We start from the raw sequence: 24,961 nt of genomic DNA on the forward strand, positions 1-24,961 counted from the left end.
TCGACAGATTCGAGATTGTATAATCATGACACTATCGAAGCGATGAAAGAGTATGCGCCCGGAGGGCCACGATGACTGCTGAGGTTTCCGTCATACTACCTACCTACAATCGGACGCACAGCCTCCCAGCAGCTATCGCAAGTGTTCTTTCACAATCCTATACCAACTTCGAGCTGATCATCGTTGACGATGGTTCGCGAGAAGATGTGGAAGGGGTCATCAAGGCGATCGACGACCCCCGGCTGCGCTATGTACGCCGGTCGATCAATGGGGGGGCAGCGGCCGCCCGCAACACCGGGCTTATGGAAGCCAAAGGACGTTTCATTGCCTTCCAGGACAGTGACGATCTCTGGCTGCCCGGAAAGCTCATGAAACAGGTAACACTGCTCTCGGGTATGCCGCATCATGTTGGCGCCCTCACGGGCGCAAAGATCGTTTACGGCCGGGACGCCCGCTTCAACTATGGCCCAGGACGCGTCGCATACGCACCGCAACCAGAAACATGCCTGCGCGTGGACGAAGATCAACTGAGCCATCTCCTGACGGAAAACCGAATTAGTGTGCAGAACGCACTTTTTCGGCGTGACTGCCTGCCGTACACCGCTTGGTTTGATAGCTGCGCTCGCGCCAACGAGGATTGGGAATTCGCGATCAGGCTCGTCCAACACACGACGGTTTACGAGGATATCGAGCCGGTCGTTCTTGGCTTTGCTTCAGCAGACAGCATTTCCTCCAATCCGCGCAAGCAGATGATCGGTATGCTCCGTATCTTGCGAAAGCATAGGGCGGTCCTGTCGCTTCGGAAAAACCAGCGGTCGTGGATGCTCATCGATCTTGCCATCACGTTCTACAAAGTCGGCAAGCCCAGGTGGGCCATGAAGTTCCTGCTGGCCGGTCTCAAGGATCATCCGGCTCATAGCCTTTTACTCGGAACAGGTTTCTTGAGAAGGGCTTGCAGGACGACAACGCGGCGGGTCCAATCCTTGCTAGTGTGGTCGTAGGTCACAACGCGACGCGGGATCAGGCAAAGGAGATTCCATGTCAACGCACAGTCCTTTTTCGGGGGTGGGAAACTCGCTCGACGTGGTTCTGATAAACGCGGTGGCGATTGGATCGCGGACCTGGCGCTCCAAGTGCCCTCCTAATCCTTAGTGTGTAGTGCGCTAGAGATCTGCGACCGTGATATCAAAGTGAAATATCAGCAATCCAGACTGCGGTTTATTATGAGGGCTTCAGCCAGAACAAGGGTAAATACGGACACCGCCATCCTTGAGGACGGCCCTGCCCCCCTTTCGCGCCAAACGCTTCGCCGGCGAGAGACTGCCGCTGCGCCCACCACCCGGCTGGCATTGGCCGTTAAGGCTTTCATCATTTGTGCATTCCTTCCTTGGCTATGGCAGATCGGCTCCGTCTGGATTTCTCCGTACCGGCTTGTGTTGATTCTTGCTGCGGTGCCCTGCATCTTCATGTGGTTGACCGGTCGAGCAGGCACCATTCGCGCCGCCGACATTTCCATATGCTTTTATTGTCTGTGGTGTTTCATCAGCCTGTCCGTCGTGCATGGCGTAGATGCTGCCCTTCAGCCCGCCGGAACGATGACCGTCGAAACCGCCGGAGCCTATTTTTTGGGACGGTGCTTCATCCGTACGCCCGAGCAGTTCCATGCGATGTCCCGCCTGCTATTCTGGATCATCGTCATGATCTTTCCCCTCGCGATCATTGAGTCCGTGTCGAACACGAACATATCGCTGGATGTCTTTTCGAAACTTTTCCCGACTCACGTCGTTGCGGAAAACATTCCGCGCTGGGGGTTGCGGCGCGTGCAAAGCGTCTTCGAACACCCGATACTGTTCGGCGTAACCTGCGGCGCCATCCTCGCCCTCGTCCACCTCGTTGTATGCGAGAAAGCGTCACCCGTGCAGCGCTGGGGTGCGACCGCAGTTGTGCTCGTGACCGCAGCTCTTTCGCTATCTTCAGGCCCGATAACCGCCCTTATGGTTCAGATTCTCATCTTGTTCTGGGACCGGGTTTTCAACGCTTATCCGAAGCGCTGGCGCGTGCTCTGGATCCTTCTCCTTGCAATGTACGGGATGATCTCGCTGGTCTCCAACCAGTCGGTCCCAGAATTTCTAATGACCCATTTCACCTTTGATGCGGCCTCGGCTAACTATCGTACCCTGATATGGCACTTCGGATCCGGTTCAGCCCTCAATCATCCGCTCTTCGGGGTGGGCTTCAACAGATGGGACCGACCGGAATGGATGCCAAACAGCATCGACATGTTCTGGCTTTATCATGCCGTCCTGTTCGGCATCCCTGCCGGTCTGCTGATGATATTGGCCTTCTTCATGATGGTCATTCCGGTTGCTTTCAAGCGCGGTCTCGAGCCACAGCTCGTCCAGTATCGCACGGCCTATCTGGCTGTCATGAGCGGTTATTTCCTCGTTGGTTGGACTGTGCATTTCTGGAACGCCACCTACGTGCTTTTCTTGTTTTTCCTGGGAAGCGGCAGCTGGCTTCTCGATGCCGGCAACCAGCATCGCAAAGCAAGCCGCGACGGGCCTGGCGCCATTCCGAACCGTCGACCTTCCGGCCGCCTGTCATCACGCCCGTACGCAACCGAGTCGGGCGGCCTTTTGTAGGCACCGTCGACTGGCGTTGACTTTACCTATCGAAACGGAACAGGGAGGAATGGGACGGCTTGAGCTTGTCGATAGCGGCCGGTGGCGACGGTTCGGCAACGAGATGAAGTACAGATTGTCGCGGCGATCTCTTCGGAACTTGGCTCGCGTGTGACACAGGCACAGTCACAGGGATTTTGCGTTCGCGGTCATGAATGGCGGCGGCATAGGGTCATTGCCGAATGCCGGCCATTGAGGCTGTCAGCACGGATGGGTCCTGTGCCCGTGGACCGCGATGTCGACATGGCCGCCGCCCTCTATACACTCCGTCCCCAGGTTGCGCAGCGTTGCCTACTCGGCGCGGCGTGCGAGCATGCGGCCGAGTTTGACTGAGGTCAGCTGTCGAATTTTCCGAATCGCCCGATTCGGAGATGCCATTGCGTTACGCGCTATCCTCGCCCTGTCGCGCCAATCGCCATAGCGATTTATTGGAAGCGATAGCAATTCCGGCCACGTTTGTTGGATCCCCTGCACTATGAGGCCGTTGTTGCGTCTGAGGGATGGTGGCACAGACAGCATCGCCATATAGATATCTCTTGAAACAAGCGGGTTCACCTCGACTATCCGCGGCGCAGCGTACGACTGCGAGAAAGCCCAGCAACTCATACGGAGTTCCATATAGGCAAGATCTAACAGGAAGAGGCTGTCATAGTGCCTGAGCGGTTCGAGCCAACGCTGCACCTCCTTAAGTAACAAAGGATGCTGCGGAAGCTTCAGCCTCGACACGATGCCAGGCGCATCAATGGCTATTCCTTGTTCTGAATTCAACCAAAGGAAGCCGCGGCCTATCTCGCCGCCGAGGCCTCCGATGAATATCCTGCCGTTCAGTGGCTCTACGCTTGGATGCATCGTCATATTGGAGCCGGTGATGCAATGGCCGACGCGCATCTGCCAAGCTCTCGCTCCATTCGCGTCCGCTTCTACATATTCGAGCAGGCGATGCTTCAAGTCGAAGCGCCTTGCTAGTTCCCTCGAGCGCGTGACGTCCAGTTCCGCACCCGGGGCCTTGACTGTGACGAAGTCAATATCTCCGGCAAAACTACGGCAACAGCCGAGAAGAAGCCGCGTCTCGTTGCCCGCTGTAAGAGCCATTGTCCCAAGTCCGGTCCGCTGGATTGCCCGTATTGTGCGTTCGACTTTATCCACTATCAAGGCGACCGGTTCTGAGAGATTCTTGGCTTCCTCAATCTTGCCGGCAGGCCAATGCCGCACCGTCTGCATAGTTTCCATATCAAGATAGTGGTTGCACATTAGGCGTCTGATGCCGGTATGTGCAGTCAGTCCTGCTGGAAACCAGCCATCCTCATCAACGGTCAATCCTCGATACAGCTCGTTATCGAACCGTTGGCGGTAGGCTGCTGGGTCGAGAAGCAAAGCGGTCGTGGCGGCTGCAGTTTTGGTTTGAGGGTCGTAAACCAGGGAATTGCTGCCGTTCGCATCGAGATAGATACGTTGCGCAGAGGTTGTATCGAGTACGAAGACAAAACTGCCCGCTAGCCGGTAGATCTGTTCCTCAACCCACTGGTCGATATCGTTGATCTGATCCAGTGAATCGTCCAACCGTATGGAGGACGTGAGAATTTCCTCCGCGTCGGTATCGATGACGGTTCCTAGAAAAAGTCCTATTGAGCGGCCGGAAGCATCCAGCACCTCAACCCTGTTCAGTGGTTCAAAGACGTCAACGCATAGCGTTTCTAGACAGTGGCGCGTGGCACTCGCAGCCGTCGGGCAGTCGCCCCGCGAAACAATGAACTGTCCTTGGAAATCAGGGAGGGGAAACATGTGGCTGGTTCCAATCATCATTTTGCTAGTCAGCTTGACTTCCTATTTTGCTTTGGACTGGGAACTACTCGCCGCTCAAGGGGCGAAGATCCTCGTCCCAGGCATTGCCGGCCCAGTCACTGCGGTTGGTTGGAGCGAACGTCGCGATCTGACCGTAAATTCCGCAATGGCCATTGTGGCCGTAGATTTTTGAAAAACGGTTGCCAATGATCCGGATGTGGCCACTACTGGGCGCGAATGCCCCGGATTCGCCACCGTACACGCAGTAGGAACCGCCCGAAACAAGATTGCGTGTAATCGTCACGTTGCGCGCCGGGGCGAAATCCGAATAGACAACGATCGGAGCTGAAACGCCCTCCTGAGAAAGCAGAACCGTATTGTGGTCGAAGATAACATCGGTCGCTCCGCCATGATTGGAGATGCCCGAATGATGGTCGCCCGCCTTGTGGCCAAGATCGCGCACGAAATTTCCCTGTACTAGGCCCTCGCGCTCGATCGTAATACCGTTGGACACGTTCCAGATATTGTTTCCGCGAACGATCAGGCCCCTTGCACTGCCATAAACATCGCTTACGCCGCGGCTAGCCCGCTGATCTGCCGCGCCATCGCATCCCAGGAGATTATTCTCGATACGCGCGTCGTCGGCGTCATAGCCATCTGCGGGGCGACCGGCACGGACGGCAACGATGGAATCTGTGTCGCACGCGACTATCTTACTGTCACGCAGTGTGACATTCGGTGCGTCGATGACGACCTGTCCATGCACTTCGACGGCTTCGATCGTTGCTCCCGGCCCCGTGACGCGTAGCCTGCCCATGTTCGGCTCCCACGCCCATCCTGGGCCTGACGACACATCTTGCGGCACCCGTCGGAGGACGGTTCCGCGTGCAGGCCCGGTATTAGTCTCATCGGGATAGCCGCATACAGATGGGCGCTCGGCGCAATGCGTCTGTTCGGGGGCGGGCAGGCATGGTGACGAGCCGCCGCACACGTCATCTTTGCCCTCGGCAAGGGAGGCGCCAGACGCTGATAAAGTGGCCGACATAAGCATGGCAATGCTCCCCCACGCAGCATTGCGCAGCCTGACCGGTCGGAAGATGTTCCATGACGATCGGCTCAACCTCGGTCTGTTCGTCGGACAGCTGCCAATGGCATCGGCTCTACGCGATTTGCGCGCCAGAAATCCGATGACGCGATGGCCGAATCTGACTGCCTTCATTGCCCGGTTCTCCGCTCTATTAACCTTGCGACGGCTCGGTCACTGCCTTCGCAATTGTTGCTGTAGGGTCCTCCCCAATCAACCTCTACCAAGGACTCTAGGTGACGACTTTTGTGATAGTCACCGGCGCATCGACATGCTCTCTAGCGAACCGTTGTTTTTAGAGATCGCACCCATCACTGTCCTTAAAAAGGAGATGAAAGCTTTCTCCAGTGGCAATTCTGTTTGAGAGGCGGCGCCTAGTTCCTCTTCGTAAAATAGATCAATTTATATTGTTTTGTTCAATATATCCGCTGCTACGCAATTTGACCTAGAGCACGTCTGCAAGATGAACAAAAGTAAAACGCGTACGCAGGCGCGCCATTATAAAGTCTCGTCGTAACCGGAACCAATTTGTCATGCCGGATAGGCACACCGACGCCTGGTCGGGCAAAGACCCGACGCGCGGCCGAGAAGGCGCTTACTGCAACGCGAACAAGCAGCGACCATCGACGGTCGAGGCCATCGGCGACAAGCCAGTTATGTTGCCCGTCTGCGCCTCCGAACAGTTCAGGAGCTAGCCGGCCATATCACAAACACGCTACACCGGATTTGTGTTTGCGACGACGCGAGCTATATCCGTTTCGAGCCCCTTTCAAATTGCCGCATTGAGATCTATTGCTTTGCTCCCTATAAGCATTCGCGTCAGCGAAGGAGAGGCGGTTGCAGGCACGAAAGGCGATGATCATGCTATGGATGTTGCGCATGACCTGCGCAATCGCCCTGCTGCTTGTCAGCTTCGCCCATCAAACGCCATCCCTTGCAAAAGAGGCGTTCGCTCCTGCCGAGTTTGCAGAATATATCCTTCCTGACGGCACGCTTCCCGTTATCTGCATAGCGCACAAGGCAACCGGGATGGACAAGCATACGGCGCAGCAATTGCATGGCTGTGAAGCTTGCCGGATTGCCGCCTCGGTTCTATTGCCGGTTCCTGACAATGATCGCAGCAAACATCTTCCTGCCGCGACCCTTGCTTTGTGGCATTATGACGTTGAAGTGTCTTTCAGACGGATCATATCGCCAAACACTGGGCCCAGGGCACCACCCGGTCCGCCCGCATTTGCTTGAACCGGCAAATCGGCTCATCCGCAATGCCTGGCACAATAGGCGCCGATTTGCGCTGCGGATATCCGTTCGGCCATTGGTAGATCGAACCGCATCCAATTTCCATCTCACAAGGGGCGTTTTTCTTCCGACCGTCGCTTTCCGTCGTTGCGAGGAATCCCTCTGCTAGGAACACATTTTGAAAAAGCTGATCATTCTCATAACAAGCCTGTCTTTTGCCGGCCTGTTTGCTGCAGTCGCTACCGCCAATGACGTCAAGGTGGGCGCCATCGATATCGGACACCCCCGTGCGCGGGCCATGGTGCCCGGTGCAAAGGTGGGTGGCGGTTACCTTGAGCTTACCAACACCGGTTCTATCGATGACAGGCTTGTCAGCATTACATCCGAACGCGCGGCAACGGCGGAGGTCCACCAGATGAGCGTCGCCAATGGAGTGATGACAATGCGGCCGGTTGTTGACGGATTGACGATACCAGCCGGCAAAACGGTAGAACTCAAGCCGGGCGGTTTTCACGTCATGTTCATGGATGTTGCTAAGCCTTTCAAGGAGGGCGAAACGATCAAGGCGACCCTGACCTTCGAAAAGGCCGGTTCCGTCGACGTAGAATTCACTGTCGGAAACGCTGGAGGTGTAAAGTCGACTTCTCCGGACGGTCATCACGATATGGGCGGAATGGATATGTCAAAGCCGCAATAGCGTGCTTGTCGGCGAGTTTCAAAATGTCTCAGCAAGGGGAATTTCAATGACCCATTCTCGTTTCACAGCCCTGTTGCTCGTAGCGCTTCTCTTCACTGCAGGCCGCGCTTTGGCACACGCCCATTTGACTGACAGCCTCCCCGCCGACAAGGCAACCGTCGCGGCAGCGCCCGCGGAAATCGATTTGCATTTTTCCGAGGAACTCAACATCAATTTCTCGGGCGCAAAGGTCACCGGCCCCGGCAAGGCATCTGTCAAAACAGGCGATCCTGTTCTCGTCGACGAAGGCAAGACGCTAAAGGTCCCACTTTCGGAGCGGCTAGGTCCAGGGGCCTACTCGGTGGACTGGCATGTTCTTTCGACGGACGGACACAAATCAAACGGCAATTATAGCTTCACGGTCAAGCCGTGACTCCCGACTCTGCGCTCATCCTGTGCCGCTTTTCCCTTTATGGCTCTGCCATGTTCTTGTGGGGAGCGTCCGCGTACCTCGGCTGGTTCGTTCCATCGGGATTGTCTGCACAGGTGGGCCAGCAGTTGCACACCTGGTATCGGCTCGCACTGTTCCTGGTCATCATCACGACCGCCCTGACGCTTCCGCTGCAGGCTGCCACGATTGGCGAGGGGTGGGCCGACGCGTTTCAGCCGGAGATGCTTAAGTCTATCCTAGGCGAGACCAACGTTGGCCAGGCCTGGATTGGCCAGGCCTGCGCGACCGTCTTTCTGCTCCTGTCGTTCGTGGTGCCATTTGTCGGGCGACGCGCGGTAGCCGTCGGTGCAGCACTGCTTTTGATCAGCACGACGATGACCGGTCACGCCGCCATGAACAGTGGCTGGCTACGACCCCTGCACCGCATCAACGACGGTCTTCATCTCCTGTCGGGAGGCGCCTGGATCGGTGCGCTTCCCGCCATCGTGGTTATCCTTCCTAAACTTCGTGAATCAATGTGGCAGCAGGACGCTCGTCTTGCATTGACACGGTTTTCGACAGCGGGACATGTGGCCGTCGGGCTGGTGATCACAACAGGTATCGCCAACACCATCCTTGTCGTCAAAGCCCCTCCATTGGACTGGCAGATAGACTATCAACGTCTCCTCGGTATCAAGATCTTTATCGTCTGCCTTCTGGTCGGGATCGCGATCAACAATCGCTATATCCTTGTTCCGAGGCTCGGCCGGAGCGCGACGCTGGGATGGTTGACGTGGGCCACCATTGCGGAAATCGCTTTCGGCTTCCTTGTCCTTGGCCTTGTTGCCGTCTTCGGCACGTTGCAACCGACGTGAGCTTCTCGAGAGACCTACGTCAAATGACGGTGGCAGCACTTTTTTTTAGCTTTATCCTTGCCGTTCACCGTGCCATTTTTCCCGGCAAAGCTGCATTGATAGGGGACACAATGTTTTCAAAAACGAAAAGATTCAGCATTGCACTCGCGGCTTGCGTTCTTGTTCCCTCGCTTGCCCTCGCCCATCCAGGCGACGGCCAAACGATCGGTTTTTTTCATGGCTTCGTTCATCCGGTGACGGGACTTGACCATGTGCTCGCGATGGTCCTGGTCGGCATCCTCGCATGGCAGCTCGGCGGTCGTGCGCTATTCACCGTCCCGACCGGTTTTGTGTCGTTGATGGCTCTCGGCGGCGCACTTGGAGCAGCGAAGATCTCCGTGCCCTTTGTTGAAACCGGCATCGCCCTGTCCGTCATCGTGCTTGGTGCCGCTATTGCAATCGGAGTACGGACGCCGGTTGCCGTCGCGACGGGCGTCGTTGGTCTATTTGCAGTCTTTCATGGACATGCGCATGGCCTTGAGATGCCCGAAGCGGATGGCAGGATCGCCTATGCAGCCGGGTTTTTGGTGGCAACCGCAACACTGCACGGCCTTGGGATCCTGGTGGGCTGGCTAGTAGGCAAGGCAACCGAGCGCCACGGGAAGATTGTCACCCGCGCGGGCGGAAGTATTGCAGCACTGGCCGGTTTCGGCCTGCTCACCGGAATTATCTGACAATTTGGCGACAATGATCCCGGCCAATCCGAGCTCTATACCACGCGGCGCGCCTCGAGTGCCTCCTGTAGGGACCTCTGCACGATTGACGGTGTCGCCGGTTTTTTGACGACTCCGAGCGCGCCGCGGACACGACCCTCGACCATCTCGGGATTTCCCGTCATGAACACAACCGTAACGCCATACTCGTCGACAAGACGCTGACCAATATCAGGCCCCGTCGCGCCGTCTGCAAGATTAACGTCCACAAACGCAATGTCGGCCTTAGGCGCAAGCGATAGAGCCTGCTCGGTGTCTCGCGCGAGACCAACCACATCGAGGCCCATTTCCGTAACGGTCGCTTCCAGATCAAGCGCGATCAGGAACTCGTCTTCCACGATCATGACTTTGCGTGCGCCGTCTTCGGTGAACTTGTTTTCCACACGGCCGAACATAAGTGCCCCTTTAAACTCAAAACATCCACATCCACTTGACCGCCTTGGGCAGGCCTTTCGGAAACGGGACGAGGGCGAAATGGTTCCGGAATGCAGAGCTGTTGGTGCAAAACCGGTCGGAATTGACGAATTCCGGCTATGCATGCTCGCGGTCCGTGGGGTGTCTCTCAGACAGCGTTTTGCCAGTGTTGACAACTGGATAGAGAGTGCCGAGAGTGCAGGCCTGATCAGCGCCAGCATCTTGGGGGACCTATGTTTGTACGCGCGTTTTTTGCCGTCGCCGCGACCCTTATCTCGGTCAGCTCACCGGCAGCAGCTGCCGAGACCACACGTACCATACAGACGATACAGGATGCCGATTACTTCGGCTTCGACCTGCGCACGGAACAGAACCTCACCCTGGATCAGTGCAAGTCGTCCTGCATAGGCGACAAGTCCTGCAAAGCCTTCACCTACAATCCGAAGGTGAAATGGTGCTTCCTGAAATCCGACTTCAAGACGATGAACCCCTTCCCCGGCGCCATCGCTGGCAAGATCGTCGAGACTTCGGCCGCTAAGAAGGAACCGGATATTGGTGCCGCTCCCCGCCTCACCTTCCTGTCCGGCGACGTTATCCAGCAGGCCCGCGACGACAAGTCCAATCTTGAAGTGGCTGACGATCAGCAGAGCCAGAGTGCCGACAGCCTGATCGCCAATGGTCGCCTCGACCTGACATCAGGCAACGCCATCGACGCCGTGAAATCCTTTCGAAGTGCGCTCGCTCTCTCCGCTGATGATGCCGCCCTGTGGCTGGAGACGGCCCGCGCGGCTGACAGCTTCGTCAAGACCGACGACAACAATGGCAGCGACCTCTACGGACAGGCCGTCCTTGCCGCCGTCAACGGCTATGAGCTGACGCGGACGACGACGAGCCGTGCGGAGGCGCTGGCCGTCCTTGCCGCCGCCCTCGACAAGAACGCAAATTATCGCGCCGCACTCAACGCCTACAAGGCGAGCCTGGCACTGGTCGGCTCGAAGGATGTCCAGGCGGCGTTCCTGCAGCTGAAGGCGGCTCAAGGGTTTCGCATGACCGAGCACACTGTCGATGCCGACGGTGCAAACCCTCGCGCCTGTGCGACATTCTCCGAAACGCTGGTCAAGACGATCGACTACACCGCCTTCGTGACCTTGAACGGCGCCGCGCCCAAGGCTCTCGAGACCAATGACAAGCAGATCTGCATCGAGGGGCTGGCACACGGAGAGAACTACAAGATCGCCTTTCGTACTGGCCTTCCGTCTTCCGTGGACGAGGTCCTGGAGGCGCCGGTCAGCCTCGATATCTATGTCAAGGATCGCACGGCAAGCGTGCGCTTCACGGGGGACAGTTTCGTCCTGCCTTCGACCGTTCGTCGCGGGATCCCGATCGTTTCGGTCAACATGGCTTCCGCCAATCTCAAGCTCTATCGCATTGGCGATCGCGGTATCGCGCCGCTTTTGACGAGCTCGCAGTTCCTGACACAGCTCGATGGCTATAGCGCGCAGCGGATCGAGGACGAAAGCGGCGAACTGGTCTGGCAAGGCTCGATCGACGTCGCCAATGATCTCAACAAGGATGTCGTCACCAGCTTCCCGGTGGACGAGGCGCTGCCAGAGCGCAAACCGGGCGTCTATGTTCTGACGGCAACGGCGCCAAATGCCCCGAACCAGGACTGGAATGCCCAGGCGACGCAATGGTTTGTCGTTTCCGATATCGGCATCACGACTTATGCAGGTACGGATGGCCTCAATGTTTTCACCCGCTCGCTGGCCTCGGCAAAACCGATCGCTGGGGTCCAGCTGCAGCTTCTGGCGAAGAACAATGAGGTGCTCGGCACCGCGACCACGGACGAGAACGGCCGCGCAAAGTTCACCGCGGGTCTGATGCGTGCGACAGCTGCCCTGACGCCTGCTGTTATCACCGCCAGAAAAAATGATGCAGATTACGTCTTCCTCGACATGACCCGAGCGGGATTTGACCTCTCCGATCGGGGCGTCACAGGGCGCGCGTCTCCTGGCGCAATCGACGTCTTGAGTTGGACCGAGCGCGGCATCTACCGCGCCGGCGAGACGGTCCATGCCGCTGCTCTTGCCCGCGATACCGATGGCAAGGCGATCGAGAATCTGCCACTGACCTTCATCTTCCTGCGCCCCGATGGTGTCGAGGACCGCCGGATCGTCAGCCAGACCAGCAACGTCGGCGGCTATGCCATTGACCTGCCCGTTCAGGAAAGCGCCATGCGCGGTACCTGGACGATGAACATTCATACCGACCCAAAGGGCTCGCCGATCGCGACAAGAACCTTCCTTGTCGATGATTTCGTGCCCGATCGCACCGACATGGAGATCAGGACCGATGCAAAAATAATCGGTCCGGAGACCTCCGCGACAATCAACATCAGCGGCAAGTATCTCTACGGCGCGCCAGCGGCGGGTCTGTCGCTCGAAGGCGATGTCGTGATCAAGCCGACCCGCCAGGCGAAGGCCTTCCCCGGCTACTTCTTTGGCCTCGCCGACGAGGAAGCAGCCGAAGACACACGCCAGACCATAGAAGGTCTGCCCGACCTCGACGACAACGGCGAAGCCATCACCGAGTTGACTGTCGGCGATCTGCCGGGGACGACGCAACTTCTGAGCGCCACCGTCTACATCAGGATGCAGGAAGCCGGTGGTCGCGCCATCGAGCGGTCGCTTGTTCTTCCCGTCAAGAACCAGGGCCCAATGATCGGCATCAAGCCGGAATTCTCGGGCGACCTTGGCGAAAATTCGATCGCGAACTTCACGGTTATCGGCCTCGATGCGGATGGTCAGAAGCAGGCGATGAGTGGGCTGCGCTGGAAGCTCTATAGGCTGAACCGGGACTATCAATGGTACCGCGACGGTACAGCCTGGAAGTACGAGCCGATCTATACTGCCGAGCAGGTTTCCAACGGCAATGTCGATGCGTCTCTTGATGGTGCGAAAATATCGTCTGCAGTCGCCTGGGGGCGCTACCGCCTTGAGGTCGAAAGCACCGAGACCGATGGCCCTGTGACGAGCGTGGAATTCGACGCAGGCTGGTTCGTCCAGGCGACATCGACGGAAACGCCCGACGGCCTTGAGATCGCACTCGACAAGGACAGCTACAAGATTGGTGAGACGGCCAAGCTGAAGGTCTCGTCGCGCTACGCCGGCGAATTGATGATCGCCGCAGGAACGGAAAATCTCGTGGCCGTGCAGAACGCTTCAATCGGCGAGAAGGGCGGCGAAGTCGATATCCCCATCACCTCCGACTGGGGTGCCGGTGCCTACGTGACCGCCACGCTTTTTCGCCCGGGTGATGCGCAGGAAAGCCACATGCCGATGCGCTCGATCGGCGTGAAATGGCTAAAGGTTGATCCGGCGGAGCGTGCGCTTCAGGTCGCGATCAATGCGCCTGAAAAGATGCTGCCGCGCTCGTCCTTGCCAATCACCCTTGCCGTTGCCGGTGCCAAGGCCAGCGAGGACACTTATGTGACCGTTGCCGCGGTCGATGTCGGTATTCTCAATCTGACCCGCTACGAACCGCCCAACCCAGAAGACTGGTATTTTGGCCAGCGGCAGCTTGGGCTTGAGATCCGTGATCTCTACGGACGGCTGATCGACGGTTCGCTCGGCGCTACCGGCAAGCTGAGGACAGGCGGGGACGGAGGTGCCGTGGCACTTCAGGGAAGCCCGCCGACGCAAAAGCTTGTCGCCTTCTTCTCCGGCCCCGTGAAACTCGATGCCGATGGCAAGGCAACCGTCAACTTCGAAATTCCGCAGTTCAACGGCACGGCCCGCGTCATGGCGGTCGCCTGGTCGAAAGCCGGCGTTGGCCACGCAACGAAGGACGTCGTCATCCGCGATCCGGTCGTGGTGACGGCGAGCCTCCCGCGCTTCCTGGCGCCTGGAGATACGTCCGAACTTCGGCTCGATATTGCCAATACGGATGCGCCAGCAGGCGATTTCAAGCTGACTGTTGCCGGTAATGAGGCTGTGGGGGTCAATCAGCCCGCCCAGACGATCCATCTGGAGGCGGGAGCCAAATCAGCCGTCACGCTGGCTGTCGTCGGCAAGCAGCCGGGCAATGGCAGCGTTTCGATCAATCTTGTTGACATGGCCGGGCTGCCGCTGGATCAGACGGTCGACGTCCCTGTCCGACCGGCCGTCCTGCCGATCACCGAACGCCGTGTGCTCGCGCTCAATCCCGCCACCAAGCTGACCGTCGACAAGGCATTGCTGGCAGACAGCGTATTGCCGGGCGCCTCCGTCAGCGTCAGCGTCACACGTTCTGCCGCCTTCGACATTCCGGCTTTGCTGATGTCCCTCGACCGCTATCCGTTCGGTTGCGCCGAGCAGACGACCAGCCGGGCCTTGCCACTCCTATATCTGAGCGAGCTGGCAGGACAGGCTGGCCTGGACGATGATGCGGATGTCAAGAAACGGGTACAGGATGCGATCTACCGCGTGCTTTCCTATCAGGCTTCGGCGGGAAGTTTTGGCTTGTGGGGACCGGATAGCGGCGACCTCTGGCTCGATTCCTATGTCACCGACTTCCTGACCCGCGCACGCGAGCAGAGATATGATGTCCCCGAGCGTGCTTTCGCACAGGCACTTGAGAACCTTCAGAACGCGCTGAGCTACGACGTCAATGTCAAGGATCAGGGCGACCAGATCGCCTATGCGCTCTATGTTCTTGCCCGCAACAAGAAAGCCGCGATCAGCGACCTGCGCTACTATGCCGACACTGCCATCAACGACTTCCCGACGCCACTAGCCAAGGCTCATATTGCTGCGGCACTGGCCCTCTACGGCGATGCGATCCGTTCGAAAAACATCTTCGTCGACGCCCTGCAGATGTCTGAGCAGTCGATGGTAACGCGCGTCAACCTTTCGAGGACGGATTACGGCTCGATCCTGCGGGATGGGGCTGCAATCCTGGCGCTTGCCGCCGAGAGCCGTCCTGTTCCACCCGTGGTTCCGGAACTGGCGAAAGCAGTCGCCAAGGAATGGAACCGCAGCAAGTACACAAGCACGCAGGAACAAGCCTGGATGCTGCTTGCCGCGCGGGCCATCCAGGGCGGTGATGATTCGATCAAGATCGATGTCAACGGCGCGTTGCACAATGGCGCCTACATGGCAAAGATGACAGGCGACGCCTTGCTCGGCAACAGCCTTGCGCTCATCAACCAAACCGGCGAACCCCTATCGGCTGTCGTGACGACGGTTGCAGCCCCCGTCGTGCCGCCGCCCGCGGGTGGTGATGGCTTTGCCATCGAACGTAACTACTACACGATGGATGGCGAGGAGGCGAATGTCACCGGGGCCACGCAGAACGAACGCTATGTCGTTGTCCTGCACATCACGGAAAGCAACAACTGGCCGTCGCGGATCGTCGTGACGGACCTGCTGCCTGCCGGCTTCCAGATCGACAATCCGAGCCTGGTCGACAGCGCCCAACTGACGAACTTCGACTGGATCGGCGAGGTGACGGCTGCCCATACCGAATTCCGCAATGACCGCTTCGTGGCCGCATTCAATCGGTCGGCGGACGACAATCGTGAGATCAATGTCGCCTATGTCGTGCGTGCCGTGACCCCCGGCACCTACGATCATCCGGCGGCCGTGGTCGAGGACATGTATCGGCCGCAGCTGTCTGCGCGTACAGCAACCGGCAAGATGGAGGTCACCGCAGCGTCGAAATGAGGCTTGGAAGAAAGCTTGCGATCGGAAGCGCTGCCGGCATCGTCCTTGCCGGTGCCGGACTGGTTTTGCTCGATGCCGCCGACCGGACCTATCCGCCGCCTCTCACGACGGCGGACATGGTCTCGGCCGAAGTGCTCGACCAGGACGGTCAGCTGCTGCGCGCCTTCGCAATTCCCGGGGGCCTCTGGCGTCTGAAGACGACCGTGGCCGACGTCGATCCGCGGTTTCTCAAGATGCTGGTCGCCTATGAGGACCGGCGGTTCTACACCCATGCGGGCATCGACCTGCAGGCCATCGGACGTGCCGCTCTCCAACTCGTCACCCATGGCCGCATCGTCTCAGGTGCATCGACGCTGTCAATGCAGGTCGCCCGGCTCATCGAGCCGCGGCAGGGCCGCTCGCTGTCGGCGAAACTCCTGCAAATGGCGCGCGCCATCCAGATTGAGCGGCGGCTTTCCAAGGAACAGATCCTCAATCTCTATCTGACGCATGCGCCTTATGGCGGGAATCTCGAGGGAGTGCGCGCCGCAAGCCTTGCTTACTTTGGCAAGGAGCCGCGACGGCTGACTGTTGCGCAGGCCGCTCTCCTTGTCGCGCTGCCACAGCTGCCGGAAAGGCGCCGGCCGGACCGCAATCTGGTGGCAGCCGAAACGGCTCGCAAACGGGTGCTGGAGCGCGTCGCCGTTGCCGACGTTGTCGGCGAAGGTGAGACGGCGCGTGCGGACGTCGTCCCCGTGCCATCGGGACGCATGCAGCTCCCGGCGCTTGCGGCCCATGTTGGCGAAGCAGCACGACGCACGGATCCAATGGCGCTGCGATACCAGACAACCCTGAAGAAACAGGTGCAGGCCGGATTGGAAGCCGTCGCCCGCGCCTCCGCCCCGAGACTCGGCCCGAAACTGTCGATTGCCATGGTCATGGCCGATGCGCAGACCGGCGACATCGTCGGTGAGGTTGGCTCGGCCGACTATTTCGACGCCAGTCGGTCTGGCTGGATCGACATGACGCGCTTCAGCCGTTCGCCGGGCTCCACCCTGAAGCCATTCATCTACGGCCTCGCCTTCGAGGAAGGTCTTGTCAGCCAGGAGACGATCATCGAGGATCGCCCCGCCGATTTTTTCGGCTACCGGCCGCGCAATTTCGACATGAGCTATCAGGGCGATGTCACGGTGCGCGAAGCGCTGCAATTGTCGCTGAACGTTCCGACGGTCAAGTTGCTCGATTCCATCAATCCGGCCAAGCTGCTGATCCGCTTTCGCCGTGCCGAGGTGCGGCCACTGTTGCCACCGAACGAAACACCTGGCCTCGCAATCGGGCTCGGGGGCCTCGGCATCACGCTGAAGGATCTGGTGCAGCTTTACACCGCCCTCGCAAACCGCGGCCAGCCAGTCCGCATCGGCGATGGCGTCAACGACCAGCCGGGCAAGATCGATGGCGAGGGCATGCTGGATCCGGTGGCCACCTGGAATGTCGCCGACGTCCTCTCGGGCGTCATTCCGCCGGCTGGCGCTCACAAACGCGGCATCGCGTACAAGACGGGCACCAGCTACGGCTATCGTGATGCCTGGTCCGTCGGATATGATGGCCGTTACGTGCTCGGCGTCTGGGTCGGTCGACCCGACAATGGTGCCGTGCCGGGCTTGACGGGCTACGGAACTGCTGCCCCCATCCTGTTTGAAGCCTTTGCAAAATCAGGAATTGCGACGACGCCCCTTCCCCGCCCGCCCTCGGGAGCGGTTCGCATTGCCCAGGCCGACCTGCCGATCAGCCAACGGCGCTTTGCCATCAATCCGGGTGGCCTCCTTGCGATATCGGGCCGCGAGCAGGCACCGCAGATCGTGTATCCGCCCGAGGGGGCGCACGTTGATCTTGGGGCACGGCGCGGAGATGGCTCGCCGCTGATGCTGAAGCTGCAGGGCGGGCGGGCACCCTTCCGGTGGTTAGCCAATGGCAAGCCGCTGCCGGATGTGTCGAAGCGGCGGACCAACCAGTGGATCCCGGACGGTGCCGGCTATTCAAAACTCACCGTGATCGACTCCATGGGTCGGGCAGCAAGTGTCGGCGTCTATATCGAGTGAGAAGGGTCGCCCCTGGATCAACCAGGGGCCAGATTTCGGTGTCGGAGGCAGGATGAAATCCCCTGCTCTGGACGTGACACCTCCAACTAGCGACTGAACGGGTGAAGTCGGCGTAGACGGTTGGCTGCATAGCCAAAAGCGACACCGATCGTTGCACCGAGAGCCTTCACGGCAGCATCGTCGAGCCTGGCATGACGGCTGGCGGACAAATATTGCAGCAGTTCCATTGCCGCTGCCCCTGCTATCACGAGGATCGCGCAGGTTAGAAATTGGCGAGGATAAGCCATGACGAAAAGCCCGGCCATCAGCGTGAAGGCAAGGGCCCGATCATAATTGACCGGCATCACGTCATGCGGTCTCATCCCGATCGGTGAAACGGTCACGAACACAATAGCGCCAAGCCACAGCCACGCTGCTGTCTTTATCAGTCGATCCATCGGCGCACGATAACCGACAGGACCTGCGGCCTCCAGTCAGTCGAATTGCTGAAACCATTTTTGGGCGAGAATGACCGATATTTCACCGCTCCGTCTGATTTTCTATTTTTATTCAATACCTTGGCCGCGCTGTCGCCGCGGTAAGCCGAAGGAGGTACGTGTCACGAAAAAGTGTTCTGGCTATATTAGACCGACCTTAATCGGTTGATTGTTGGAATCGTCTGGGTCCCCTTGTTTGCGTTCTGTTTCCCACCTGCGTCATGACCGGCACACGGCCCCCAAAGAGGTGAGCATGAACGAAAACGACGAACCGCTGTGGGAGCTTGATGAAGAGCTCTCGACATTGACGATCAGCTTTCCGACGGATCCACCGGTCGCACTCGTTCTCGACGCGGCAGCTGTTTCGGAACTCATCGAGGGTGCCGGCCAGGTCAGGGCGAAGATGGCGACGCCCCATTCCGAGGATTGGCAGGCAGGTCAAATGGTCGACGCCGTCCTCGATCCACGGTGGTATTCGGAGCCCGACGCCTTGCTGGAAGAATCGCTCCTCCACATTCGCGATCCCCGCTATGGCTGGTTGCACTATGCCCTTCCCCGCGAGTCTGCCAAGGCCCTGGGAAAGCTTCTTCTCCGCCAGGCAAAAGGCGGCCTTGAGGACGACGGACGACAGCGGTCGAACTGAACTTTTTCACGCGCAAAGGTGAGGCATGCTACCGCTTTTGCCTGACGTGCAATCAACGCCTGGTCGTGCTTTTATACTCTGGCAAGAGGGATATTTGTTTCGGGTATCATTTCAGTACCTGCTAAATTGTTTTGACGACGGACTGTGGCCTGCCTCCGGCGGGCCACTTATTTTTTCTGAAGCGTTCCTGCTGTGATTTTTGCTCGACATGCCCCTTGACCTTCCAATGGCTGAAAGGTCTATAAAACCTGTCTGGGCAAACCTCGACCTTACCCCTGTCGCCCCCTTTCGCGCGCTCCATGAGCGAAGCCTTCTTTTTTTTCTGGCTGCGGGAATAAATCGGCGCGGGCATCCGTATACTCAATCATGGAACGGAAAGAACGCTCATTCGATGTCATTGGCCAGCTCGCAGCGCTTCGCCGCTACGCGCGCTCGCTCGTGCGCAATTCGGATGACGCCGAAGATCTTGTTCATGACGCACTGGTGCGGGCCTATGAAAAAAAGCAGAGCTTCCGTCGCGGCGGCAATCTCCGCACCTGGCTGCTTTCGATCATGCATAACGCCCATATCGACCGGGTGCGCCAGAACCGCTCGCTTGCCCGCAGGCACGACGAGGCAGCGGTTGAAGCGGACCAGTCGATAGAAGCCGGCCAGGAACACGCCGTGCGCCTGCAGCAAGTGCGAGACGCCTTCTTCAAGCTTCAGGAGGAACAGCGCGAGGCCCTTCACCTGGTGGCCATCGAGGACCTGTCCTACCAGGAAGCGGCCGCTGCCCTCGGAATTCCGATCGGCACGTTGATGTCGCGTATTTCGCGCGCCCGTGCCCAGCTGCGGGAATTCGAGGAAAAGACACCCCGTGCGCCCCATTTGAGACTGATCGGAGGGAACGGCAATGAAGGCAATTGATCCTATCATCGACGCTGATCTCGACGCCTATGTCGACGGACAACTCGATGTGGCAAGACGCATCCAGGTCGAGACGTTCCTCTCCGAAAACCCCGCCATCGCGGCAAAGGTCATGGCAGATCTCAGCATGCGCGGGGAATTGCGCCTGGCACTTGCCAGCGGAAGCGCCTTTGGCCGTCCGGAGACGCGCGACGCGGCGAGACGCCTGGAGCGTGAACTTGCCTATGGCCGGATCCTGCACTCGGTGCAGCGGATCGCAGCCGTTGGTATCCTGGTGGCGGCCGGGTGGATCGCCCACACCTCCTTCGGTGCCTTCACCGCAACCGAGGTCGCCGCCTCGGTTCCCGCGCCCGCCTATGTCGAGGATGCGGTGCGCGCCTATCAGACCGCCCTGCTTCGCCAGTCCGTCCCGTCACAGACGGTGGCAAGCTACAGGCCGGAGGACATTCGCGCCGCAACGGCGATCGTCATGCCGCAACTGCCTGATGATTGGGCGATCGCCGACGTGCAGATATTCCCGTCCGAGTTCGGGCCGAGCGTCGAGATGGCCATCAAGACTGCCCAAGGCAAACCGCTCTCGCTGTTTGCCGTTCGGCCCGGTGGATTTGCCGTACAGCCTGTCCACCATGTCGCACTTCATCGCGCGGAAGCCGCCTACTGGCAGATCGGCGACGTCGCCTATGCGCTCGTTGCCGGCGACCGTGACATCAATCTGGATGCGGCAGCCGACAAGCTCGCCCGCACCCTCTACTAGCTAGTTCAACCGAGGAGATCAGTATGAACCCGACCAATCCGCGTTTTGGCTACGGCTCGGCCGCTGGCTCGCAGGCGCTGTTCGATGAGGGACTGCGCCAGCATATGCTGCGCGTCTACAACTACATGGGCCTTGGCCTCGTCATCACAGGTATCGTCGCACTCGTCGTTGGTAGCACGCCGGCGCTCTACGTGCCGATCTTCCAGTCCCCGCTGAAGTGGGTCGTGATGCTTGCGCCGCTCGCATTTGTCTTCTTCTTCTCCTTCAAGATCCAGACGATGTCGGCGAGCGCCGCACAGATGACCTTCTGGGCGTTCTGTGCAGTCATGGGCCTGTCGCTCGCATCGGTCTTCCTGGTATTCACCGGCACCAGCATCGCACGGACATTCTTCATCGCTGCAACCATGTTTGGTGCGACGAGCCTCTATGGATACGCAACCAAGAAGGATCTGTCCCGCTTTGGCTCGTTCCTGATGATGGGCCTGATCGGCGTGATCATCGCGAGCATCGTGAACATCTTCCTCGGCTCGAGCGCCCTCCAGTTCGCGATCTCCGTCATCGGCATCCTCGTCTTCGTCGGCCTGACGGCTTACGACACGCAGAACATCAAGGAACAGTACTCCGAAAACTACGATCAGGAATCGAACCAGAAGCTTGCCGTCTTCGGCGCGCTCTCGCTCTACCTGAACTTCGTCAACATCTTCCAGCTCCTCCTCAATTTCACGGGCGAGCGGGAATAAAGGGACAAGCGCTTCTGGGGGCAATGGAAGCGCTTCTGCGCCCGGTTCGCACTTCTGTGACAGGATGCGCGGACCGGGTGCTCACCTGGAAAAACGGCCGGGCTTCAAACCTGGCCGTTTTTTTGTCTTTTGATCAGATGATGCCCCAGGCGCGATAGCGCCCTCGCCCGGTGATTTCGCGGATCCCGATGTCGTTCAGAAGATTGAGGGCCCCGCGGCTGGTCACCCGCAACTCGCGCGCCACCATTGCCGACGACACCATTGGTCGTGACAGGACAAAATCGGCAAGCTGCGGCAGGCTGCTGTTCGAACGGCGGTCCCTGAAGCGGACTTCCATCTGTGTGCGCGCCAGAACCAGACGATCCATTTCCTTCAGGCCGGCGGTAGCGCTTTCCACCATCGCTTCCAGAAATGCCTGCAGCCTGGTCAGCCGATCACGCGACCTTCGTCTTTCGTGCCGTATCATCTTCAGGCCGGCATAGAAGGCAAAGAGATGCGAGGTAACCTTGCCGCGGGAGCGCAGGTAGCTCGAGACAAGCAGGCCGCCAAGCCAGTGCTGGCGACGCAGCGGCTCGATCCGCTCCCAGGCCTCGAAAATCACGGCTGCACCCAATGTGACGGGCAGCGCGTCGGCAATGGCAACAGTCTTGCGCCAGGCGCGCAGCCGCGCCGCTTCATCCCATTCCTCGTCGTCGAACAGGCCGAGCGGATCATCAATTCGCTTTTCGCGGGCCTCATCACGCGGTTCGGCTTGCGCCGGTGCAGCGGTGTTCCTATGGCTGTCCAGCAGCCTTTGTGAGCGCTCCAGGATGGCATCGATCTCTGCCAGCTCGGCGGAAAGCGCGTCGTCCTCGTCGTCCGCCTCCGCCTCGCCTGAGACCGGCTCGTCGAACTTTAGCGCTTCACCCCCACCCTCCCCTTCCACGCCACCGGCAAGGACGGCGAGACCGGCTGGACTCAAGGCCCAGTCAGGTGCGGCGAACCAGACTCGCCTTCGCAAACGCAGAACCGCGTGCGCGATCGTCAGCTCATGGCTCGGCGTGCGTGAATCCATATGGGCGTCGTGCAGCACCAGGTCCTCGACGTGAACGAGCTCCCCCGCCACCCAGAGAGCCCCAACGGCATCGAAGAAGTGCCGGCGTTCACCAAAACCGTCGGAAACGGATTCACGCGCGGCGCGCTCGTCCAGCCTCGCCAGACTGTCCTCGGCCTGAACGACGGCCGGCAACAGGCTGATCAGCAGCGGACTGTCGATTTCATAGCGCATTGTTAGCTTTTTCTATTTCCTCGCAACGGAACTCAAATCACGCTTAACTTCACTCATGGATGACATGATTTGGCGGCGCTTGAACAGAGCCTTTCAGGGGGAAAAGGCAACGGCAGTGGATAAACCACTGATCTGGTCGGTTGAAGCTACTTCGCGCTCTTGAACGCGTCGTAGAGTTCATCGAGCCGGCCAGAGAGGTAGTCGCCGAAATCAGCCGCATCGCCGGTCTTCAGCGCAATCGTGAAGGAATCTCCGGTCTTGCGGATGCGCCCCCTGATCTTGCTGTCCTGAGGTGTCCATTCGAACTCCGTCGCATCCTGCTTTTCCAACTTCCTTGCGAGCTCTGCGACCACCAGATCAAAGCGACGATCCGTGCCCTCGCTGGTGAACTGCTCCGACGCAAGCAACGTCCGCAGCCTCGAGGCTGTCGCACTTGTCCAGCCTTGCGCCAGCGCAAGCCATTTGCGGCGTCCGGCGGCGGGAGCAGCGCCGATGGCGACGATGACGTCCATCGGAATGGTCTTGGCGACCGAGATGAGCTTCGACAGTTCCGTCTTGTCGGTCGACAAGGCCTTCATGATGACGGGTCGCTCGAACCCCTTGCTCTCGAGATTGAATGCAAAGACGGCGCGCTCGACATAGGAGAGGTTGCGCCGCGCGGAGTTCTCGATCCCTTGTGCGATGACGACATCGACATCGTCGAGCTTTCGGATGATGGCCTGGACCTTTCGCCCGAGCAGTCGGACGGCCTGAAGTCGACGGTGGCCATAGACCACCTGGTAGCGCTGGTCGTCGTCAGGATGCACCCGAACCAGGATGGGCACCTCCTGGCCATTTTCCCCGATCGAACGGACCAGCTCGTCGTCGAGGTCCCGGGGCATGTCGGCCAGTCGGTCCCGGACAAAGGACATGTCGATGGCATCGGGTTCGAGCTCCACAACGCGCTCGCCGGATAGCAGGGCCTCCTGCATTGCCCGGCTTTCCTCCTCCATCCGTCCGAGCGTCAATGCCATCGAACGGACCGGGCCAGCCGGCCCACGGGTGGAAGCGTCGTCATCCAGGTTGGCCGCGGCCAACTCCTGCGCCGTATCGTCGAACAGTCCCTTCAGTCGATCGCGTCTGCTCATGAGCGGCCCCACGCCTTGTGAATTCCTGCCAGCACTTCGCCATTCGCCGCGTTGACGGATTCCAGTGCCCGGTCATAGGTCGAGCGTCGTACCTGGCCGCGCTCGATCTCATAGAGGGACTGCTTGGTCAGCCCGGCATCGGCAATTGCCGTTGACTTCAGGATGGTCGCCGTCAGCACGTCTTCCCCGAAGAGATTGCGCAGCAGTGCGACGATCTGAGACTGCGGTGCGTCGAATGGCTCGTGGCGGGTGACGACGTATTTGATGAAGTCGTGCTGCAGGTCGCCGCCAGCCTTTCTAACCACCGACAGCAGGTCTGACGTCATCAGCAGGAATTGCGACATGGAGGCGACGTCGACCATCTGTGGATGCACCGTGATCAGCAGCGAGGTCGCGGCACAGACGGCGCCAAGTGTCAGGTAGCCGAGCTGCGGAGGGCAATCGATGACAACGATGTCGTAGTCAGCCTCGACCTCCGATATGGCGACGCCCACGCGCCGAAAGAAAAGCTCTCCGGATCGCTGGCGGTCGCCAAGGGCACGCGGCGTCTCATGCTCGAACTCCATGAGCTCGAGATTGCCGGGGACGAGATCCAGGCCGTCGAAATAGGTTTTCCGCACAATGTCCTTCAGTGAACGGCGGCTGCTGTCATAGCGAATGGCTCCGTAGAGCGTATCGCCATCGGCAAGGTCGAATTCCGGCTGCACGCCAAGCATGGACGACAGCGACGCCTGCGGGTCGAGGTCGATCGCCAGGACCCGGTAGCCATTCAACGCCAGATACTGGGCAAGGTAGAGCGTCGTAGTCGTCTTGGCCGAGCCACCCTTGAAGTTCGTCACAGCCAGCGTCTGCAGTTTTTCGCCGGGGCGCCTCTGCGGCAGATAGGACAGGGCATCCTTCGGCTTGATGCGCGCCATGTGATTTCGCAGCTCATTGATTTGCGCCAGTGTGTAGGATCGGCGGCCATTGATGGCGATATCCGGCTGCGGCCCCTTGCCGTCGAGTGAAAGCTGCCGGAGATAGCCATCGGAAACACCGATCATCTGTGCCGCCTCACCCGAGGTGAATGTGCGCAGGGTCTTCTGCGACAGGGGCGGAAAGAGCTTCTCACGCAGAAGCTTCAGTTGACGCGAGAGCTGACTGGCGTGCCGCTCGATGCGCACGTCGGTTGTCGATACGCTAATGTTGTCCAAAACACCCGATCCCTATCAATGCGCTTTTTTATCAACATCGCGCTAAAAAGCGTATCGAAGATGCCATGATTCGCGAATCGCAACAATACGATCAGGCCTCAGCATGCGAGTTGGCCGCGGCCAACTTTTCTCCTCCTCCCTT

General features: G+C 59.2%; 20 protein-coding genes. 12 read left to right on the top strand and 8 right to left on the bottom strand.

The window, feature by feature from the left end:
* Positions 1 to 71 precede the first annotated feature (71 nt).
* Positions 72 to 1,001, top strand: coding sequence for a glycosyltransferase family 2 protein (locus FHT77_RS19365; protein WP_183756531.1), 930 nt, complete (start codon positions 72 to 74; stop codon positions 999 to 1,001).
* Between the two features lie 390 nt (positions 1,002 to 1,391).
* Here FHT77_RS19365 and FHT77_RS31405 read toward each other — a convergent pair whose 3' ends face one another.
* Positions 1,392 to 1,664 (bottom strand): hypothetical protein, encoded by a 273-nt coding sequence (locus tag FHT77_RS31405; protein WP_246712811.1) that lies wholly within the window; start codon positions 1,662 to 1,664, stop codon positions 1,392 to 1,394.
* A gap of 3 nt (positions 1,665 to 1,667) precedes the next feature.
* Here FHT77_RS31405 and FHT77_RS19370 point away from each other — a divergent pair, with 3 nt between their 5' ends.
* Positions 1,668 to 2,642: an O-antigen ligase family protein gene (locus FHT77_RS19370; RefSeq protein WP_246712812.1), complete on the top strand. Its 975-nt coding sequence runs from the start codon at positions 1,668 to 1,670 to the stop codon at positions 2,640 to 2,642.
* Between the two features lie 330 nt (positions 2,643 to 2,972).
* Here FHT77_RS19370 and FHT77_RS19375 read toward each other — a convergent pair whose 3' ends face one another.
* The gene (locus tag FHT77_RS19375; protein ID WP_246719934.1) at positions 2,973 to 4,484 is read right to left on the bottom strand and encodes a hypothetical protein; all 1,512 of its coding nucleotides are present in this window, start codon (positions 4,482 to 4,484) and stop codon (positions 2,973 to 2,975) included.
* A 43-nt stretch (positions 4,485 to 4,527) separates the two neighbouring features.
* Entirely contained in the window at positions 4,528 to 5,280 is a 753-nt protein-coding gene (locus FHT77_RS19380) for a hypothetical protein (RefSeq protein ID WP_183756532.1), read from the bottom strand.
* A gap of 1,684 nt (positions 5,281 to 6,964) precedes the next feature.
* Here FHT77_RS19380 and FHT77_RS19385 point away from each other — a divergent pair.
* The 4 genes from FHT77_RS19385 to FHT77_RS19400 all read left to right on the top strand — a co-directional run bounded on the left by FHT77_RS19385 (position 6,965) and on the right by FHT77_RS19400 (position 9,480).
* The gene (locus FHT77_RS19385; protein ID WP_183756533.1) at positions 6,965 to 7,483 is read left to right on the top strand and encodes a copper chaperone PCu(A)C; all 519 of its coding nucleotides are present in this window, start codon (positions 6,965 to 6,967) and stop codon (positions 7,481 to 7,483) included.
* Positions 7,484 to 7,529: 46 nt separating this feature from the next.
* Positions 7,530 to 7,895, top strand: a complete 366-nt coding sequence (gene copC, locus FHT77_RS19390; RefSeq protein ID WP_183756534.1) for a copper homeostasis periplasmic binding protein CopC — start codon at positions 7,530 to 7,532, stop codon at positions 7,893 to 7,895.
* On the top strand, positions 7,892 to 8,767 hold the full coding sequence (gene copD, locus FHT77_RS19395; RefSeq protein WP_183756535.1) for a copper homeostasis membrane protein CopD: 876 nt from the start codon (positions 7,892 to 7,894) through the stop codon (positions 8,765 to 8,767). Before copC ends, copD begins: the two co-directional genes overlap by 4 nt.
* 110 nt (positions 8,768 to 8,877) lie before the next feature.
* A complete protein-coding gene (locus tag FHT77_RS19400; protein WP_183756536.1) occupies positions 8,878 to 9,480 on the top strand; it encodes a HupE/UreJ family protein in 603 nt (200 codons plus the stop codon).
* 35 nt (positions 9,481 to 9,515) lie between these two features.
* Here FHT77_RS19400 and FHT77_RS19405 read toward each other — a convergent pair whose 3' ends face one another.
* Entirely contained in the window at positions 9,516 to 9,914 is a 399-nt protein-coding gene (locus FHT77_RS19405) for a response regulator (RefSeq protein ID WP_183756537.1), read from the bottom strand.
* A gap of 252 nt (positions 9,915 to 10,166) precedes the next feature.
* Here FHT77_RS19405 and FHT77_RS19410 point away from each other — a divergent pair, with 252 nt between their 5' ends.
* Both FHT77_RS19410 and pbpC read left to right on the top strand, forming a co-directional pair.
* Positions 10,167 to 15,635: an alpha-2-macroglobulin family protein gene (locus FHT77_RS19410; protein ID WP_183756538.1), complete on the top strand. Its 5,469-nt coding sequence runs from the start codon at positions 10,167 to 10,169 to the stop codon at positions 15,633 to 15,635.
* On the top strand, positions 15,632 to 17,713 hold the full coding sequence (pbpC, locus tag FHT77_RS19415; RefSeq protein ID WP_183756539.1) for a penicillin-binding protein 1C: 2,082 nt from the start codon (positions 15,632 to 15,634) through the stop codon (positions 17,711 to 17,713). Before FHT77_RS19410 ends, pbpC begins: the two co-directional genes overlap by 4 nt.
* 86 nt (positions 17,714 to 17,799) lie before the next feature.
* Here pbpC and FHT77_RS19420 read toward each other — a convergent pair whose 3' ends face one another.
* Entirely contained in the window at positions 17,800 to 18,150 is a 351-nt protein-coding gene (locus tag FHT77_RS19420; RefSeq protein ID WP_183756540.1) for a VanZ family protein, read from the bottom strand.
* 292 nt (positions 18,151 to 18,442) lie between these two features.
* Between FHT77_RS19420 and FHT77_RS19425 the strand changes: the two genes are divergently transcribed.
* From FHT77_RS19425 to FHT77_RS19440, 4 genes are all read left to right on the top strand, one after another.
* Positions 18,443 to 18,832 carry a hypothetical protein gene (locus FHT77_RS19425; RefSeq protein WP_183756541.1) on the top strand — a complete coding sequence of 130 codons (390 nt, stop codon included), beginning with the start codon at positions 18,443 to 18,445 and terminating at the stop codon, positions 18,830 to 18,832.
* 366 nt (positions 18,833 to 19,198) lie between these two features.
* Complete coding sequence (locus FHT77_RS19430; protein WP_183756542.1) at positions 19,199 to 19,738, top strand: sigma-70 family RNA polymerase sigma factor; 540 nt, start codon at positions 19,199 to 19,201, stop codon at positions 19,736 to 19,738.
* Positions 19,725 to 20,492 (top strand): anti-sigma factor, encoded by a 768-nt coding sequence (locus FHT77_RS19435; RefSeq protein ID WP_183756543.1) that lies wholly within the window; start codon positions 19,725 to 19,727, stop codon positions 20,490 to 20,492. Before FHT77_RS19430 ends, FHT77_RS19435 begins: the two co-directional genes overlap by 14 nt.
* 23 nt (positions 20,493 to 20,515) lie before the next feature.
* Positions 20,516 to 21,232 carry a Bax inhibitor-1/YccA family protein gene (locus FHT77_RS19440; RefSeq protein ID WP_183756544.1) on the top strand — a complete coding sequence of 239 codons (717 nt, stop codon included), beginning with the start codon at positions 20,516 to 20,518 and terminating at the stop codon, positions 21,230 to 21,232.
* A gap of 133 nt (positions 21,233 to 21,365) precedes the next feature.
* Here the strand turns inward: FHT77_RS19440 and FHT77_RS19445 are convergent, their stop codons facing one another.
* From FHT77_RS19445 to repA, 3 genes are all read right to left on the bottom strand, one after another.
* Complete coding sequence (locus FHT77_RS19445; protein ID WP_183756545.1) at positions 21,366 to 22,499, bottom strand: RHE_PE00001 family protein; 1,134 nt, start codon at positions 22,497 to 22,499, stop codon at positions 21,366 to 21,368.
* Positions 22,500 to 22,645: 146 nt separating this feature from the next.
* Positions 22,646 to 23,626, bottom strand: a complete 981-nt coding sequence (gene repB / locus FHT77_RS19450) for a plasmid partitioning protein RepB (protein WP_183756546.1) — start codon at positions 23,624 to 23,626, stop codon at positions 22,646 to 22,648.
* Positions 23,623 to 24,819 carry a plasmid partitioning protein RepA gene (gene repA / locus FHT77_RS19455; protein WP_183756547.1) on the bottom strand — a complete coding sequence of 399 codons (1,197 nt, stop codon included), beginning with the start codon at positions 24,817 to 24,819 and terminating at the stop codon, positions 23,623 to 23,625. The genes repB and repA overlap by 4 nt, the downstream gene beginning before the upstream one ends.
* Positions 24,820 to 24,961 lie beyond the last annotated feature (142 nt).

The organism is Rhizobium sp. BK181, assembly GCF_014193305.1.
Classification (GTDB): domain Bacteria; phylum Pseudomonadota; class Alphaproteobacteria; order Rhizobiales; family Rhizobiaceae; genus Rhizobium.